The sequence below is a fragment of the Proteiniclasticum ruminis DSM 24773 genome, assembly GCF_000701905.1.
Lineage (GTDB): Bacteria > Bacillota > Clostridia > Clostridiales > Clostridiaceae > Proteiniclasticum > Proteiniclasticum ruminis.
The window spans coordinates 1-15842 of record NZ_JNKC01000009.1; the positions used below are offsets into that span (position 1 = coordinate 1).

Annotated in this window: 15 protein-coding genes; 13 read left to right on the forward strand and 2 right to left on the reverse strand. The window is 46.2% G+C overall.

Annotated features, from left to right (window positions below):
* The 10 genes from T487_RS15495 to T487_RS0110735 all read left to right on the forward strand — a co-directional run.
* Positions 1–188 (forward strand): zinc ribbon domain-containing protein (locus T487_RS15495; protein WP_036909419.1); only part of this gene is annotated, 188 nt, incomplete at its 5' end.
* A gap of 244 nt (positions 189–432) precedes the next feature.
* Complete coding sequence (pckA, locus tag T487_RS0110695) at positions 433–1986, forward strand: phosphoenolpyruvate carboxykinase (ATP) (protein WP_031577088.1); 1554 nt, start codon at positions 433–435, stop codon at positions 1984–1986.
* A gap of 177 nt (positions 1987–2163) precedes the next feature.
* The gene (locus T487_RS0110700; RefSeq protein WP_031577089.1) at positions 2164–3003 is read left to right on the forward strand and encodes an undecaprenyl-diphosphate phosphatase; all 840 of its coding nucleotides are present in this window, start codon (positions 2164–2166) and stop codon (positions 3001–3003) included.
* 63 nt (positions 3004–3066) lie between these two features.
* Positions 3067–3825: a serine hydrolase gene (locus tag T487_RS0110705; protein WP_031577091.1), complete on the forward strand. Its 759-nt coding sequence runs from the start codon at positions 3067–3069 to the stop codon at positions 3823–3825.
* A gap of 147 nt (positions 3826–3972) precedes the next feature.
* The gene (locus T487_RS0110710) at positions 3973–4599 is read left to right on the forward strand and encodes a PASTA domain-containing protein (RefSeq protein WP_031577093.1); all 627 of its coding nucleotides are present in this window, start codon (positions 3973–3975) and stop codon (positions 4597–4599) included.
* Positions 4600–4650: 51 nt separating this feature from the next.
* Positions 4651–5601 carry a PASTA domain-containing protein gene (locus T487_RS0110715; RefSeq protein ID WP_031577094.1) on the forward strand — a complete coding sequence of 317 codons (951 nt, stop codon included), beginning with the start codon at positions 4651–4653 and terminating at the stop codon, positions 5599–5601.
* Positions 5602–5848: 247 nt separating this feature from the next.
* Positions 5849–6376 carry a GNAT family N-acetyltransferase gene (locus T487_RS16005; RefSeq protein WP_051651671.1) on the forward strand — a complete coding sequence of 176 codons (528 nt, stop codon included), beginning with the start codon at positions 5849–5851 and terminating at the stop codon, positions 6374–6376.
* Positions 6377–6526: 150 nt separating this feature from the next.
* On the forward strand, positions 6527–6904 hold the full coding sequence (locus tag T487_RS0110725; protein ID WP_031577098.1) for a RidA family protein: 378 nt from the start codon (positions 6527–6529) through the stop codon (positions 6902–6904).
* A 45-nt stretch (positions 6905–6949) separates the two neighbouring features.
* A complete protein-coding gene (locus tag T487_RS0110730) occupies positions 6950–8332 on the forward strand; it encodes a tryptophanase (RefSeq protein ID WP_031577100.1) in 1383 nt (460 codons plus the stop codon).
* Positions 8333–8497: 165 nt separating this feature from the next.
* Positions 8498–9364 carry a hypothetical protein gene (locus T487_RS0110735; RefSeq protein ID WP_031577102.1) on the forward strand — a complete coding sequence of 289 codons (867 nt, stop codon included), beginning with the start codon at positions 8498–8500 and terminating at the stop codon, positions 9362–9364.
* A gap of 140 nt (positions 9365–9504) precedes the next feature.
* Here T487_RS0110735 and T487_RS0110740 read toward each other — a convergent pair whose 3' ends face one another.
* Together T487_RS0110740 and T487_RS0110745 are read right to left on the reverse strand one after the other, a co-directional pair.
* Positions 9505–9693 carry a DUF4177 domain-containing protein gene (locus T487_RS0110740; protein WP_051651672.1) on the reverse strand — a complete coding sequence of 63 codons (189 nt, stop codon included), beginning with the start codon at positions 9691–9693 and terminating at the stop codon, positions 9505–9507.
* A gap of 88 nt (positions 9694–9781) precedes the next feature.
* A complete protein-coding gene (locus tag T487_RS0110745; protein ID WP_031577105.1) occupies positions 9782–10702 on the reverse strand; it encodes a Gfo/Idh/MocA family protein in 921 nt (306 codons plus the stop codon).
* Positions 10703–10999: 297 nt separating this feature from the next.
* On the opposite strand from T487_RS0110745, the gene T487_RS0110755 reads away from it, so the two are divergent.
* The 3 genes from T487_RS0110755 to T487_RS16010 are packed head-to-tail and all read left to right on the forward strand — an operon-like array spanning position 11000 to position 15794.
* On the forward strand, positions 11000–11701 hold the full coding sequence (locus tag T487_RS0110755) for an ABC transporter ATP-binding protein (protein ID WP_031577107.1): 702 nt from the start codon (positions 11000–11002) through the stop codon (positions 11699–11701).
* Positions 11701–15198 carry an FtsX-like permease family protein gene (locus tag T487_RS0110760; protein WP_031577108.1) on the forward strand — a complete coding sequence of 1166 codons (3498 nt, stop codon included), beginning with the start codon at positions 11701–11703 and terminating at the stop codon, positions 15196–15198. Before T487_RS0110755 ends, T487_RS0110760 begins: the two co-directional genes overlap by 1 nt.
* Before the next feature lie 11 nt (positions 15199–15209).
* Complete coding sequence (locus tag T487_RS16010) at positions 15210–15794, forward strand: TetR/AcrR family transcriptional regulator (RefSeq protein ID WP_051651673.1); 585 nt, start codon at positions 15210–15212, stop codon at positions 15792–15794.
* The last annotated feature ends 48 nt before the right edge of the window (positions 15795–15842 follow it).

Consider the following 15842-nt stretch of genomic DNA (forward strand, 5'->3'; position numbering starts at 1 on the left):
CAGGTATAAAAGTAGAGTATGTAGGCCCCGAATATACCAGTCAAATCTGCCCAGAGTGTGGAGAAAAAAACAAGGCAAGGGATAGAAAATATAAATGCTCATGTGGCTTCAAAACACATAGAGATAGAGTTGGTGCAATGAATATCATTAAAGCACCTGTGATAGATGGTAAAAGTCTATCAGCCTAAGATACTAAATGTACTGTCTTAGGAGGGGCAATGGCATGCCCTCAGCTTGGGGTCATACTCGCCTACTGGAAACAGACTGGCGTTTAATCACCCAAGAATCCCATTGCTTTAGCTGTGGGAGTGTCAAATTTGTACTTTTAGTGTATTTCTTCGTCGGTGGATATAGGTTTGTTTCTTCTTCAGGGTTATGATGGGGATGGAAACAGCTTATAGATATTTAGGGTAAATCTAAGGAGGAAATGGAATGTCAACAATGGACTTATTGGGACTGAGAGAAGAACAGCTGAAGACTGGCTACTCTGTGTGCAGACTCATCAACGAAGCGGTGGTGAGAGGTGAAGGAAGGCTCACAAAGGAAGGAGCACTGCTCATCGAAACAGGTCAGTATACTGGCCGTTCGCCTAAGGACCGCTTTATTGTACTGGATGAACTGACAAAGGATACGGTGGCCTTTGGGAAAACCAACCTGCCTTTATCAGAAGAGGTCTACAGAAATCTTCTTCAGAAAGTAAAGTCCTATGTGGAGGATAAAGAGTTATACGTCATCAAAGCCAAGGCGGGAGCTTCAGAAAACCACGCCATGGACATCAATGTATTTTGTGAAGATGCGGCTCAAGCAGTATTTTCCAGCCAGATTTTTATTAAAGATCAGGACAGAGAAGGATTTGATGCCGATTTCACCGTCATTGCTCTGCCAAACCTGAAGGCCAATGGAAAAGAAGATGGCATACATTCTGAAGCCTTTGTGATCATCAGTTTCACAGATAAATTGGTGCTCATTGGTGGAACCAAGTATTCTGGTGAAATCAAAAAATCCATTTTCTCTGTGATGAACTATAGACTCATGGGAGAAGGGGTGCTGCCGATGCACTGCTCTGCTAACATGGGAAAAGATGGAAAAACGGCTCTCTTTTTCGGTCTGTCTGGAACAGGAAAAACAACTCTGTCTGCAGATCCGAAGAGATTCCTCATTGGAGACGATGAGCATGGCTGGTCTGAAGAAGGGGTCTTTAACATGGAAGGCGGATGCTACGCCAAGTGCATCAATCTGGACAAAGACAAGGAAAAGGAAATCTATGAGGCCATCCGATTTGGTTCTGTCCTGGAGAATGTCATCGTCAGTGACAGAGGCATCGCAGACTACTGTGATGGAAGCTTGACAGAAAACACCAGATGCACCTATCCTCTGGAGTATATTGAGAACAGAGTAGATGAGAAGAAGGGTGGACACCCTTCCACGGTACTGTTCCTGACAGCAGATGCTTTTGGGGTGATTCCACCCATCTCCAAGCTCACAAGAGAAGGGGCCATGTACCACTTCATGTCTGGCTATACCTCAAAGCTTGCAGGTACGGAAAGAGGCATCGTGAATCCGGAAACCACCTTCTCTGCACTATTTGGGGAGCCTTTCATGCCAAGAAAGATTGAAGAGTATGCTGAGCTTCTTGGAAAGATGATTGACGAGCACAATACCGAGGTTTACCTCATCAACACCGGATGGTCCGGTGGCGTCTATGGCGTTGGACAGAGAACACCACTGAAGTACACAAGGCTTATGGTGGATGCGGCTCTTGGTGGAGAATTGGACAAGGCAGAGTTCATCCACGACGAGATCTTCCATCTGGATGTGCCGGTTTCTGTGCCTGGCGTCCCTGAAGAGCTTCTTCATCCAAGAAAGCTCTGGAAGGATGAAGCGGAGTATGAAGCCACCGCAAAAGAACTGGCAAGAAAGTTCAAAGAGAACTTTAACCGCTTTGAGGGCGCTGCGGAAAGAATCGTCGCAGCAGGTCCTTACTAAAATTCTAAAAAAAGGTCTTAGGATCAGATCCTGTGTGAAAAAGAAATTGGGGGAAGCGCACAGGTTCGTCCTAGGCCTTTTTCTTTATTTCAAAATTAAGCGGATTTTCAGGGATTTATGAAAAAAAGTTTAGTAGAATAGAAGATAGACGTAAATCGAAGATGGAGGTATTTATTTTTGGATATTTATTTTATTTTTAGAGCTGTGGTGGTGGCCATTGTGGAAGGACTTACAGAGTTCATTCCGGTGTCTTCCACGGGGCATATGATTCTAGTAGGAGATCTCATCGGGTTTCCAGAGACAGAGTTCACGAAGATGTTCAATGTGGTGATCCAGCTGGGAGCCATCTTGGCCATTGTGGTTCTTTACTGGCAGAAACTCCTTCATGCGGCCATTTCCTTTTTTAAGGGAGAAAAAAGAGGATTGAATTTTGGGTTTGCCCTCATCATTGGGGTGCTGCCGGCAGCCTTTTTTGGCTTCCTTCTGGAAGACACCATTGATGCGTATCTTTTCAAGCCACTGCCTGTAATCATTGGCCTTTTTGTGGGAGCGGTTCTTCTGATCTTTGTGGAGAACAAGTACCGTGGGAAAGCTCATGTTCATGAAGTGGAAGACATCACAAAGCTTCAGGCTTTAAAAATCGGTTTTTTCCAGTGCCTCGCCATGTGGCCTGGTATGTCCCGTTCTTCTTCCACCATCATGGGGGGCTGGATCAGCGGACTCTCCTCTAAAGTGGCCTCGGAATTCTCTTTCTTTTTGGCCATTCCTGTCATGATCGGCGCTTCTCTTGTAAAAGTGCTGAAGTTTCAGGGAGATGTGGGCTTTGGCACTTTAGGAGCTACGGAGTGGACTGCATTTCTTCTAGGATTTGTGGTGGCCTTCATCGTAGCGCTGTTATGCGTGAAGGGATTCATCGGCTATATTCAGAAGAAGCCCATGAAGATTTTTGCTTATTACCGCATTGCCATTTCCACTGTGTTTGCACTTCTTCTACTTACCAATGTCATTTCCATCTAATGCTTTTCAATAAGTCTTTCTTTGTGCTAAAATGGGCTTAGTAATGAATTGGAGTGATAGAAAATGAAGGAAGTCAGAAGATATTTGGAAGACCGGCTTGGGACCTACAGTTTTTACTTTGAAGATCTCAAATCCGGGTTCATCTATGGGTACAATGAACATGTGAAAATGACCTCAGCAGGATGCATGAAGCTGCCTGTAGCCATGGCGGTGATGAAAGATGTGGAGGAAGGAAAACTTTCTCTGAATGATCTGGTGCTTCTCATCAGCAGAGACCGTGTGGAAGGCTCCGGCATACTGAAACATCTGAACTCCAGAGAGTATACTGTGGGAGAGCTGATTCTTGTGATGCTTGTGGAGAGCGACAATACGGCTACCCAGAAGCTTGTGAATCTCATTGGCTTTGATGAGCTGAAGTCAAAGTTTGAGGAGATGGGACTTCAGAACACGGCCATGAATGACATGCCAGGTTCCCCCATCAATCATACGACCAGCTACGACCTTTCTCTTTGCTGGAAGATCCTGAAAAAAGGAGAGTATCTTTCCCAGGAGCATTCCAGATATATCATTGAGCTTCTAAAAGGGGAGAACAAAAAGAAGAAGACGGCTTTCTACCTGGATGAGCCGCTGAAAAACAAGATTGCCTCCAAGGCTGGAGATATGCCTGGGATTGAGAATGACACCACCCTCATTGAACTTCAGAAGGGAGATTTCATTTTTACCATCATGAGTCAGGACCTGCCTAACAGTGTCTACGGACTGGTCTCTTTGGCGAAATCCGGCAAAATGATTTGGGATGGCATTACCTACAACTGGAAATAAGTGATTTTTTAACGCCTGCAGGGTTTTCTTGCGGGCGTTTTCTATTTTCTGTTCAAAAACTGTACTGGGGTATGTTATACTGTTTTTATAGTATGAGTATCTTTGAGAAAAGATGCGGAAATAAACGGAAGAAGTTTGAGGTGTATCATGAAGAGTAAAATCATTATGATTTTGATATTGCTTGTTGCAACATTTTTCTTTGTCACTGGGTTTTTGAAGTATCAGAATGATCTAAAAGAAACCCTGGCCAAGGAGATTGGAGAGTCCGGTCTGCCATCACTTGAGATTCCTTCTGATGAATCTGGTGGAGAAGAAGACCCTGTAAAGGAAGACCCTTCTGTGATTGAAAATCCGGAGAGGGTGGAAATGCCAGACCTCTATGAGCTGACAGAGGAAGAGGCGGAAGAGCTGCTGTCGGAGCTGAAACTGAAGATGGAAGTTCTGGAGGAAAAGAACGCTTCCTTTGCCACAGGAGTGGTCTTTTTCCAGAAACCTTATGTGGAGGAAAAGATCCTGCAGGGAGAAACCGTCAGGGTCTATGTGAGCAACCAAAGTCTTTTGGGGGAAGAGGAAAAAGTAGCGGTGCCTATGCTCATTGGACTCAAAGAAGAGGAAGCGGTGAAAGAGCTGAGAAACCTTGGTTTCCAGGTGGGATACGAGTATAATCCTGCCAGTGGATATGCAGAAGGTGTAGTCTACAGCCAGAATTACCTGGTGGATTCCAAGGTGTCCAAGGGCACCAGAATCACCATCAGAGTCAGCACCGGGTCGTAGGAGAAGATGAGTATCATAAGGTAGAAGAAAACAAGGATGGGAGGGGTAAAGATGCTGAAAAAATTACTCTTGAGTGGTCTTTTTGCCATGATAACCTTAGGTTTTTTCATAGGCTTTGTTTCCTATCAGAAGGAGATCCGCGAAGCGCTCTCCCAACCCATTGATACAGCTTCTCTGGAAGAAGAGCCACCCCTTGTGGAAAAGCCCTCGGAGAAGAAAACTTTAGTGCCTAGAATCATTGGCCTGTCTGAAGAGGATGCAAGGAAGCTTCTGGAAGAAGCAGGACTTCAGCCAAGCAGCGTGACAGAACATACAGATCAGGTGGAGAAAGACTTTGTGTTCTATCAGAGACCCATGGAAGGCACCGAGATGTTTGAAGGACAGGAAGTTATTTATACGGTGAGTGCAGGTCCATTTGGTCAGGCTGATTCAGAAGAAGATGATAAGGAAATTCTTATGCCCTCCCTTTTGGGGAAAACCCAAAGAGAGGGAGAAACCATTCTCAAGGAAATGGGACTTCAAGTCCGAGTGAGAAAAAGCTACAGCGAAGACGTGGCTATTGGCATAATCATGAAGCAGGAGCCAGCAATGACCACAAAGCTTCAGCCGTCAGAGGAAGTGACTCTGTGGGTGAGTCTTGGGGCAAAGCCCGAAGAGACAAAGCATCAGGTGCCCCGTGTTGTTGGAAAGACAAGGTCGGAAGCAGAGAGTATTTTGAAAAATGCGGGCTATGAGGTGTCGGTGACTGAAAAAGAAGATGCGGATGGAAACATCGGAAAAGTCCTCTCCCAGTCTCCAGCCGGAGGATCTGAAGTCCCTGAAAAAGGCAGAGTGCAGATCGTCATAGGAAAGAAAAAGACAGCTGTGGTCCCTGAGACGCCTTCGGAAAATTCAGGGGAAGAGGATCCAGATTCAGGCGATGCCTTAGATCCTCCTGTGGAAACGCCCGTGGCACCTCCATCCGGCGACGAGCTGGAAGAACCGGTGGAGACCGGTAATTAGTTTAAGAGCAGAAAGAGCATGCAGACGGTGTATGCTCTTTTGTTATATATACTGCCTCAAAAACGACGTGGAAGCCGGTGAACATGACGGTTTATTTTTGATGCTTGAAGCTTATCGTTAATAAGATAGGGGCGGATCACCATAGAGGAGTACCATCATACCGATAGAAATGGTTTACAATTTCATGACAAAGCAGTATAATTATGAGCAATGACAAAAAAATGTGTGATGATATTTGGGGTGAACTATGTCGATTGCGGAACAAAACACAAACCTTGTGATCAGAAGATGCAGTGCAGAAGATGTGGAAGAAATGAAAGCATTTCTCAAAGAGTGCATCATCGTCAACAAGTATATTTATGGAGAGTATGATTGGATGGAGTTTCCTCTGGAGGAGGCCACCTATGAGACCTTCCAGGAAACCTTCGGCACAGGAAACCTTCTTTTGGGACTGGAGGATGAAGTGCTTCAGGGGATCGTGGTGCTCACGAAGAAAAGTGCTGAAAAGTACAAGCATGTGGGGAATATCACCCTGGCACTGAGAACGGATGAACATGTGAGCACTATGGGGAAAGGGCTCATCGCCAGAATGATTCTGGTTTGTAAAGGCAAAGGCGTCATCCGAAAGGTGAATCTCCGGGTCCGGGAAGATCATTTCAAGATTCAGGAGATCTACAAAAATCTCGGATTCTATGAAGAAGGAAGCCTTGCGAGAGATATCTGCCAAAATGGGATGTTTTTCTCCACCCTTCTTTATGGACGAAGTATAGATTAGAAAAACTGTGAAGACCTGCTTTTTAGCGGGTCTTTCTGTCTTTGTGGTATAATTTTTGAAAGAGCATTTCCGGAACTTGTCCTTGTATGAGGAAAGGAACCTGTACTATAATGAGTTTGTAAACATTTACAAATCAAGGAGGAATACGAGTTGAAAAAAGTCATCGCAACCAGCAAAGCACCCGGTGCCATCGGGCCTTATTCACAGGCCATCATAGCAGGCACCATGATCTATACGTCAGGCCAGCTGCCCATCGATCCAGAAACCGGAGAGATGGTGGCAAACGACATTACCCTTCAGACCAGAATGTGCCTGAAGAATGTCAAGGCCATTTTAGAAGAAGCGGGGTCCAATATGGATAAAATTGTGAAGACCACGGTTTTTCTCAGTGACATGGTAAACTTTGTCAAGATGAATGAAGTCTACAAAGAGTTCTTCTCCGGGGACTATCCAGCAAGAAGTGCTTTCCAGGTGGCAAGACTGCCAAAGGATGCACTGGTTGAAATTGAGGTCGTGGCCATTCTGTAGTTTTTTATAAAAGCACAAATAATGAAGTTGGGGGAAAATTTAGAAATGAGCGTAAAGTATTTTGCAGAGCCTTTCAAGATTAAAATGGTGGAGCCCATCAAGATTCTCACAAGAGAAGAAAGGCTAAAGAAGATCCAGGAAGCAAACTATAATGTCTTTTCTTTGGCAGCAGAAGACTGCTATATTGACCTTCTTACAGACAGCGGCACCGGTGCCATGAGTGCGGACCAGTGGGCAGGCATCATGAGGGGGGACGAGTCCTATTCCGGGTCCAAGAGTTTTTACCGTCTTCAGGAGTCGGCGAAGGACATTTTTGGCTATACCTTCATTCAGCCGGTGCATCAGGGACGGGCGGCAGAAAAAGTGGTGATGCCGATTCTTCTGGGGGAAGGGAAGGTATCCATTTCCAACATGCATTTTGACACCACCAGAGCCCATGTGGAGATTGCAGGAGCAAGGGCTGTGGACTGTGTTGTGCCAGAGGCTCTTGATACAGAGTCCTATGCTCCTTTTAAAGGCAACATGGACAATGAGCGTCTTGTGAGGCTTATCGAAGAGTACGGCAAAGAGAATGTGGGAGCCATCATCATCACGGTGACCAACAATAGTGCTGGAGGACAGCCGGTTTCCATGAAAAATATCAAAGAGACCTCTGAGATCGCCAAGAGATTTGGCATCAAGGTGGTCATTGATGCAGCAAGATTTGCTGAAAACTGCCACTTTATTAAGAGAAGAGAAGAAGGCTATGGGGATAAATCCATCCGGGAGATCGCAAGAGAGCTTTTCAGTTACGGAGATCTCTTCACCATGAGCTCTAAAAAAGATGCCATTGTGAACATTGGCGGTCTTGTGGGGGTGAAAGAGGATGCGGATCTTTTTGAGAAGGTCAAAGCCAACACCATACCTTTTGAAGGATTCATTTCCTATGGCGGCCTTGCTGGAAGAGATCTGGAAGCTCTGGCCATTGGTCTTCAGGAAGGGGTGGAGGAAGACTTCCTGAAATACCGCATCGGTCAGATGGAATACCTATCATCAAAGCTCACAGAAGCAGGCATCCCACACCAGACTCCAGCGGGAGGTCATGCCATATTCCTGGATGCAAAAAAGCTTCTGCCACACATTCCTTATCATGAGTTCCCAGGTCAGGCGCTGACCATTGAGCTTTATCTGGAAGCGGGCATCAGAGGCTGTGACATCGGCTCTTATATGCTGGGGAACGATCCGGACACAGGAGTGCAGCTGGAGTCTCAGTTTGAGTTCACTAGGCTGGCAGTGCCAAGAAGAGTGTATACCCAGTCTCATCTGGATGTGATTGTGGAGGCTCTTATTGAAATCAAAAAGAGAAAGGACTCCTTAAAAGGGTATGAGATCACCTGGGAACCTAAAATCCTAAGACACTTCACAGCAAAGCTTCAGCCGCTGAAGTAAAAAAGAAAAAAGAGAAGATAGAACTTCAGTGCCCTATTCCTGAAAGGAATACAGTACGCTGGAGTTCTATTTTTTATGATCTTTCTGTCATTTTATAGAGAGAGATAGAAGATAGTATGATACTATAGGAGGTAAGCATTAGTAGAAACAGCTGGAGGTTTATTCATGGATAAAAGAAATAAAGGTCAGATACTGCTCGTCTTAGGAGCGCTTCTACTGCTCCTCGTAAATAATTTCAGTCTGCGGCATAAGCTTTCAGACCTTGAGCTGGAGCTTCAGAACATTAGAGGATCCATCTCCGCCATTTCCTTTAATGATGGTGGCATGGAGTACCGGATCATGGAAGAGCTCAAAAAAGGAGCCAGTGCTTTGGCTTCCTCAGAAACCAAACTTTCTTTCAAAAACGGTAAGCTCATGCTGGATGTCACACTGGTCCCCAAAATGCTGCAGCCAGGGAGCACATACTATGTGGTGTCGGGATATGATAAAGTGGAGGCCAAAGCGCAGAATGAAAGTTCATTTGCAGCTTCTCTGCCCTTTGATGTGGCAGAACACAATCAGGTCTACGCTGTCATAGAGACAGAAGAAGGTTCACTTCAGGAAAAGCTTCCTGAAATCTATGTGGAGCAGTACGTTGCCATTGATATCAGCAGCATGAGTCTGGAAGAAACCGATAAGAAAATTGTGATGGATCTCACCGCAGTCACAGAAGAGAGTGCTGTCTATTTAGAATCTTTAAAAGAAGTATCTGCAGTGGTCCTGAATGGCAAGAATGAGGAGATCAGGAGGCTTGAGATGAAAGAATCTGAAGTTAGTCTTCCTGATCCAGAACATGATTACGGTTTTGCCCACAAAGCTTTTACTGTGAACCTTCCAGAGGAACTTTTTGAAACAGACTTATTCAAAGTTGTCGTCAAGCTCAAGAACTATGGCGTGACCATGACTTCCGATGAAATCTATCAGTATAGTAAGGATGGCACTGAGATGAATGGTGTTATGGGTACAGGATTCCGAATATCCTTTGAGAAGTAAGTAGAACAAAAACAAGGAAAGAAAATAATAAACCCCGACATTCTCTGAACAGTGAAGTACTGTTTCGTGATTGTCGGGGTTCCCTGTTTAAAAATGGCTCTGTTTGTGAATAGTGTTGAAATTGGGATTTATACTAACAACTATTCTTGTCTTTCAAAAACCAAATCTACTTCTTTCATTTGCCCATAATTACCAAATACAGCGGGAATCATTGCAACAAATCTCCAGCCTTCCTGAGCATACTTATCAATCAGTTCCTTGTAGTTTGGTGGGGTTAGAAACCCTCCAATTTTTGCTCGAACATAGAGATAGTTATAAATTGTAATCACATCCTTTGGTATATCTTTGCTTCATATAATCACATCATTGCATTTTATGAATTATCAACATGGATTTCATATAGAGCCTTAAAAATAATCAGATACCCCGTAAAAGGGAATCCATGACTCTTTGGGTCGCCAGGGCTTCCATTCCGGAGGAAGGCATTTCTTTATTTAATAGAATGGCATCAGAAAAGGCATCGATGGCATCGCTGAAGCCTTTTACCTTTTCCACCGTATCCCATTGGGAAGGGGATTTGATTCTGGTTTCGTTCTTCACGTCCGTCTCCATGGTGGCAAGATCGATGACTCGGACGGTTTTTCCTTCTTTCACCAGTTCCATGAGTTCCAGAGTCTTTCCGGAGTCCCGATGAAGGAGCGTTTCCACCTGAAGCCCTTCCGGGCTTACAAATCTGTGCTTTGCATAGATGAGCTGATTGTCTCCATTCACCTCAATGTTCCCGTCCTCCATGATGAGCTTTCCGTCCACCATCCACCTGGCGGTGTCCACCAGATGGATGTAGTCATCATTCAGTGTGAAGAGGGCATCTTCTGGTCCGATGCGGCCGCAACGGTTCTTCACGATCCGGATGAGAGAGGTGGGGGTGATTTCGTCTTTCACCGCCTGATAAAGGGGGGCGAATCTTCGGTTGAAGTTCACCATGAGTTTTGCCTGATGATGGACGGAGTAGAAGACCAGTCTTTCACATTCCTCCACCGTAGGTGCAAGAGGCTTATCAATCATCACATGGATGCCTTTTTCCAGGAAAAATTTCGCCAAGGTAAAATGACTTTCTGTGGAAGCATTGATGATGACAGCATCCACATCTTCAGAAAGAGCTGTAAGGCTTTCATAGGCTTTGACCCGGTATTCTCTTTCAAAATCATTCCGTCTTTCTTTTGTTCTGGCATACCCACCTACTAAGGTCCATTTGGTTTCCTTGGAGAGTACAGGCATATAAGCTTTTCTGCAGATGGAGCCTAAGCCCACCAGTCCCAGTTTGATTCTATTCTCCATTTCTATTCCTCCCACGCGATCAGGCATTGGATAATCTTCTTTAAATTCAGATAATTTACTATATATTCTCATTATAGCTAGAATCGCCTATGGTGACAACAGAAGCTTTGAAAAGAGGTTGAGAAAAGGACTGCTTTTCTCCATATCCTTATTTAAAAGACAAGGTGAGGAGGTTTCTCCTGTAAGAACAAAAAAGACACGTTTTCTTTCTGAAATATTTAAGGGTTTCTTCATTGACTATCGGTCAGTCAGTGATAAAATAAAGTATATACTAAGTGAAAGAAAAGGTGAATGAAAATGGCGTTTATAGAACTGGAGAATGTCCAGAAACGATATAAGATGGGAGAAGTCACCATCACTGCCGTGGACGGTGTGGACTTTTCCATAGAAAAAGGAGACTTTGCGGTGGTGGTGGGAGCCTCCGGGGCTGGAAAGACCACGGTGTTAAACCTCCTGGGCGGCATGGATACCTCCGATGGCGGAAAGATCCTGGTGGACGGAAAAGACATCAGCAAGTATAACCGGAAGATGCTTACAGAGTACCGCCGATTTGACATCGGATTTGTGTTCCAGTTTTACAATCTGGTGCAGAACTTAACCGCTGTGGAGAATGTGGAGCTTGCGTCCCAGATTTCAAAGAACCCCCTGGACGCGGAGATGGTTCTGGACCTGGTGGGGCTTTCAGAACGCGCCAACAATTTTCCCTCTCAGCTTTCTGGCGGGGAGCAGCAAAGGGTGGCCATCGCCAGAGCTATTGCAAAAAACCCAAAGCTTCTTCTTTGCGATGAACCCACGGGAGCTCTTGATTACCAGACAGGAAAGAACATCCTGAAACTGCTTCATGACACCTCCAGAGAGCGTGGCGTCACCGTGGTGGTCATCACCCATAATGCGGCTCTTACGGCCATGGCAGATAAGGTCATCCGCATGAAGAACGGCAAGGTCCGGGAGTTTTATGTCAATGAGAATCCTGTGCCTGTGGAAAGGATTGAGTGGTAATGGCGAAGAATGCGTTTCAGAAAGACCTGTATCGGGCCATTACGGGCAGCAAGGCGAGATTTTTCTCCATTCTGGTGATGATTGCCCTGGGCGTAGGATTTTTCTCGGGCATCAATGCCACCAAACCGGACATGGTGCTGTCGGCGGATGCCTATTATAAAGACTATAACCTGGCGAACTTCAGGATATATAACCCCTTAGGGTATCAGGAGGAAGACCTTGCAGCTGTAGAAGAGACAAAAGAGGTGCTTGAGGTGCTGAGAAGCTACAGCAAGGATCTTTTTGTGTCGTCCTCTGCGGAAACGGCTGTGACAAAAGTGTTCAGCTATGATATGAGGAAAGAGGGGCTTCTCAATGAGCCCAGAGTGCTGGAAGGAAGAATGCCGGAAGCCTCTGGCGAGATCCTTCTGGAAATGGGCGCGAAAAACGGGCTCTCCATTTCCCTGGGAGATGAAGTAGCTCTTTCTCTGCCCAATGGGGAAGTTCTCTCTGATTTCATCAAGGAGGATACCTACAAAGTGGTGGGATTTATCATGTCCCCCCTCTACATCAGTTTTCAAAGAGGACAGACCAACATCGGAGACGGCTCCATTGATTATTTCGCCTATGTGCCCCAAGAGGACTTTTCTATGGAACACTATACGGATCTTTTTGTGAAGACCGTGAAGTCTGATGATCTGGAAGCCTATTCTAAAGGATATAAGACCTATCATGAACCTCTTCTATCCTCCTTTTCCGCTTTGGGAGAGCTGGCCATGGAAAGGGACACCAAAGACCTCCGGGAGGAACTGGAAGAAGGGCGTGCAGAGTTTTTATCTAAAAAAAATGATGCCCTGAAGAAGATTGCAGATGCCCAGGAAGAGCTTCTAGAAGCCCGGGAAGAGATCCAGGATGGAGAAGAGAAGCTTCTATCGGAAAAGGAGAAGTATACTAAGGAATTTCAGGATAAGCGTCAGGAGATTCTGGATGGAAAGGAAGCCCTGGTGAAAGGCCGAGAAGCGTACTTTGATGGCTATACAGAGTGGCTGATGGGGTACAACGAGTATCAGGATGGACGGGCAGAGATGCAAAGCGCCAAGAGCACCCTGGATCTTGCGAAGAACCAGATTGATGCAGGAGAAAGAGAGCTTGCTTCTGCCAAAGAGCAGCTGGACTCTGCCAAGGAACAGATTGCACTTCTGGAGAGTGCCCTTCAGGGGTTAAAAGACATCCGGGCCAGCCTTCCGGAGACGGGTGGAGAACTGACAGAGGAAGAGTACAAACAGATCATCGAGGACATCCGGGTGTTTTCGCCGGACCTTGCAAGGCTTCTGGAAGAGAGTGTTCCCTATAATGATCCGAATCTTGTGAACACCTTACGGACTGCCCTGGACAGCGGCATCATTCAGCTCACAGACACTCTGGAAAGTGCGAAAAAAGACTACTCAGAAGGCGTCCTTGCCTATGAAAAAGGACAGAAGACCCTGGCAGAGAGTAAAGCCTCCTATGAGAAAGGCTTACTGGAATACCAGGAAGGGGAGAAGGAACTGGCAGAGGCCAAGAAGGAGCTGGATGCTGGAAAAGCGGAGCTTGATGCAGCCAAAAAGAAACTGGACGACAGTGAGAAGACCTTAAAAGATGGAGAGAAAGCTTTGGAGGAGGGAGAAAAGACCTTCAAAGCCTCCATGGAAGAGGCAAGAGAGGACCTGGAGAAAGGAAAGGCGGAGCTTCGTGAAGGAGAAGAAACCTTTGCCCGGGAGAAAGCTGACGCAGAGAAGAAGATTAACGATGCAGAAAAAGAAATCCTTGATGCGGAGCGTGCCCTTCTGGAGATTCCTAAAGAATGGTTTGTCTATGACCGGGAAGGATTCCCGGGCTACGGTTCTCTCGGAAATGATGCGGACAGGCTGGGGTCTCTGGCCACCACCTTCCCGCTGTTTTTCTTCCTGGTGGCGGCCCTGGTGTGTCTCACCACCATGACAAGAATGGTGGAGGAGGAAAGGGTCCAGATCGGCACACTGAAAGCCTTAGGATATACCACTTTTACCATCGCCATGAAATATATCAGCTATGCGCTCTTAGCCAGTGTATTTGGAAGCATCCTGGGCTTTTCCATTGGGTTCAAGCTGTTCCCTTATATCATCATCACGGTGTACGGGGCCATGTATAATACGCCTTATGTGCTGACGCCCTTTCATCTGGATCTGGCACTTCTCTCCACGGCCATTGCAGTGTTCACCACGGTGTCCGCGAGCTTATTCGCTACCCTTTCGGAGCTTCGGGAAACCCCGGCGAATCTTATGATGCCCAAAGCGCCAAAGCCAGGCAAGAGAATTCTTCTGGAAAGAGTGCCTTTTCTTTGGAAGCGCATGAGTTTTTCCTACAAGGTGACCTTTAGAAACATCTTCCGTTATAAAAAGAGATTTCTCATGACGGTGCTGGGTGTCTCGGGCTGTACAGCCCTTCTTGTGACAGGCTTTGGCATCAAAGACTCTGTCAATGCCATCATGGGCAAACAGTTTGAGGAGATTTTCCTTTATGATGGACTGGCGCTTCTGAATATGGACAAGGAGGAAGGAGAGAGAAACCTTTCTGAAATTCTTGGAGAACAAGAAGAAGTGGAGCGCTATGGGGCTTTCTTAAGTGAAAGCATCAGAGTGCATCTGCCGGGAAGAACGAGAGAGTATGAAGTGACACTGATGGTGCCTGAAGAGATGGCGTCCTTTGCAAGCTTCATTGATCTTCATGACCGCGCGTCCCAGGAGAAGATTCCGCTGCCCGAAAAAGGAGCGGTGATTTCAGAAAAACTGGCCAATCTTCTAGGGATATCAGAAGGGGAAGAACTCGTCTATCAGGATGCGGAAAACAGAACCTATACCTTCACGGTGACGGACATCACAGAGAATTATCTTGCACACTATATCTATATGTCTCCGGAAGCCTTTGAAAGCCTTACGCTTCGAAAGCCGGAATTTAATGCCGGTGCCTTCCGGTACCGGGAAGGCCTTCAGGTAGAGGAGACGGCTCTTAGTGAGCGGCTTCTGGAAAGTGATGGAGTGCTGGCCACGGTGATGGTAAAGAGCATCCAGGAGGACTTTGAGAAAAGCATCGCGTCACTGGACTATGTCATTGTGATTCTCATTCTTGCTGCAGGAGCCTTGGCTTTTGTGGTGCTCTATAACCTGACAAACATCAACATCACCGAAAGACTAAGAGAGATTGCCACCATCAAGGTATTGGGATTCCGGGATCAGGAAGTGGCGTCCTATGTGTATCGGGAAAATGTGTTTTTAACCATTGTGGGCAGCCTGGTGGGTCTTCTTCTGGGCTTCAGTCTGCACCTTTTTGTCATCCGTACCATGGAGATTGACACCATGATGTTCGGCAGGAACATCCATGTTCTGTCTTTCCTGTATTCCATGGTGCTCACCATGGCCTTCTCGGTTTTCGTGAATCTCTTCATGTCGAAGAAGCTTCAGAACATTGATATGGCTGCTTCTCTAAAATCTGTGGAATAGGAGGGCGTCTTATGCGTATAACAAAACATCCAGAGGAACGGAAACAGGAAATACTCGAAACAGCTCTGAGGCTTTTTGAGGAAAAGGGCATCCAGAAGACGTCCATGAATGATATTGCAGAAACCATGGGCGTGGCCAAGGGCCTCATCTACTACTACTTCCGATCTAAAGAGGAGCTGGTGGCAGCTGTGGTGGAGAGTTTTTCCGAAGGCGTCGAAAAGGAGATCAGAACGCTGCTTTCTATGGAAGGGCTTTCCTTCCATACGCGTCTTGCTCAGGTGGTGAAGGTGTTCTTTCTTTCCATTCAGGAGCATCCAGCGATCATGAGCATCACGCCGAAGAATCCGGGGCTTTTCGAGCTGGTGAAAACCAGTCTTTCGGAGCTGGCTCTTCGGCATGCAAAAGTGCTGCTCCAAAAAGGGGTGGAAGAGGGATATCTGAATCTTAAGTATCCGGACTATATGCTGAAGATTCTCATCCATGGGATTGCGGATCTTTATGTGGAAGGAGTCACAGACCCCAGGGTCCACTGCACCCTCATTGAGGAGGCTTTGGGGCTGAAGACGGGTACCATCTTAAAGGAGTTTGGCTACTAGGAAAACCTATGGTCCTTTCGTTGAGCTTACTATATACCCCATGAAAGA

Bases quoted from the DNA above. Each gene is read 5' to 3' on its own strand.
- pckA (WP_031577088.1), top strand. From the start codon at position 433: ATGTCAACAATGGACTTATTGGGACTGAGAGAAGAACAGCTGAAGACT.
- T487_RS0110705 (WP_031577091.1), top strand. From the start codon at position 3,067: ATGAAGGAAGTCAGAAGATATTTGGAAGACCGGCTTGGGACCTACAGT.
- T487_RS0110710 (WP_031577093.1), top strand. From the start codon at position 3,973: ATGAAGAGTAAAATCATTATGATTTTGATATTGCTTGTTGCAACATTT.
- T487_RS0110715 (WP_031577094.1), top strand. From the start codon at position 4,651: ATGCTGAAAAAATTACTCTTGAGTGGTCTTTTTGCCATGATAACCTTA.
- T487_RS16005 (WP_051651671.1), top strand. From the start codon at position 5,849: ATGTCGATTGCGGAACAAAACACAAACCTTGTGATCAGAAGATGCAGT.
- T487_RS0110730 (WP_031577100.1), top strand. From the start codon at position 6,950: ATGAGCGTAAAGTATTTTGCAGAGCCTTTCAAGATTAAAATGGTGGAG.
- T487_RS0110735 (WP_031577102.1), top strand. From the start codon at position 8,498: ATGGATAAAAGAAATAAAGGTCAGATACTGCTCGTCTTAGGAGCGCTT.
- T487_RS0110745 (WP_031577105.1), bottom strand. From the start codon at position 10,702: ATGGAGAATAGAATCAAACTGGGACTGGTGGGCTTAGGCTCCATCTGC.
- T487_RS0110755 (WP_031577107.1), top strand. From the start codon at position 11,000: ATGGCGTTTATAGAACTGGAGAATGTCCAGAAACGATATAAGATGGGA.
- T487_RS0110760 (WP_031577108.1), top strand. From the start codon at position 11,701: ATGGCGAAGAATGCGTTTCAGAAAGACCTGTATCGGGCCATTACGGGC.
- T487_RS16010 (WP_051651673.1), top strand. From the start codon at position 15,210: ATGCGTATAACAAAACATCCAGAGGAACGGAAACAGGAAATACTCGAA.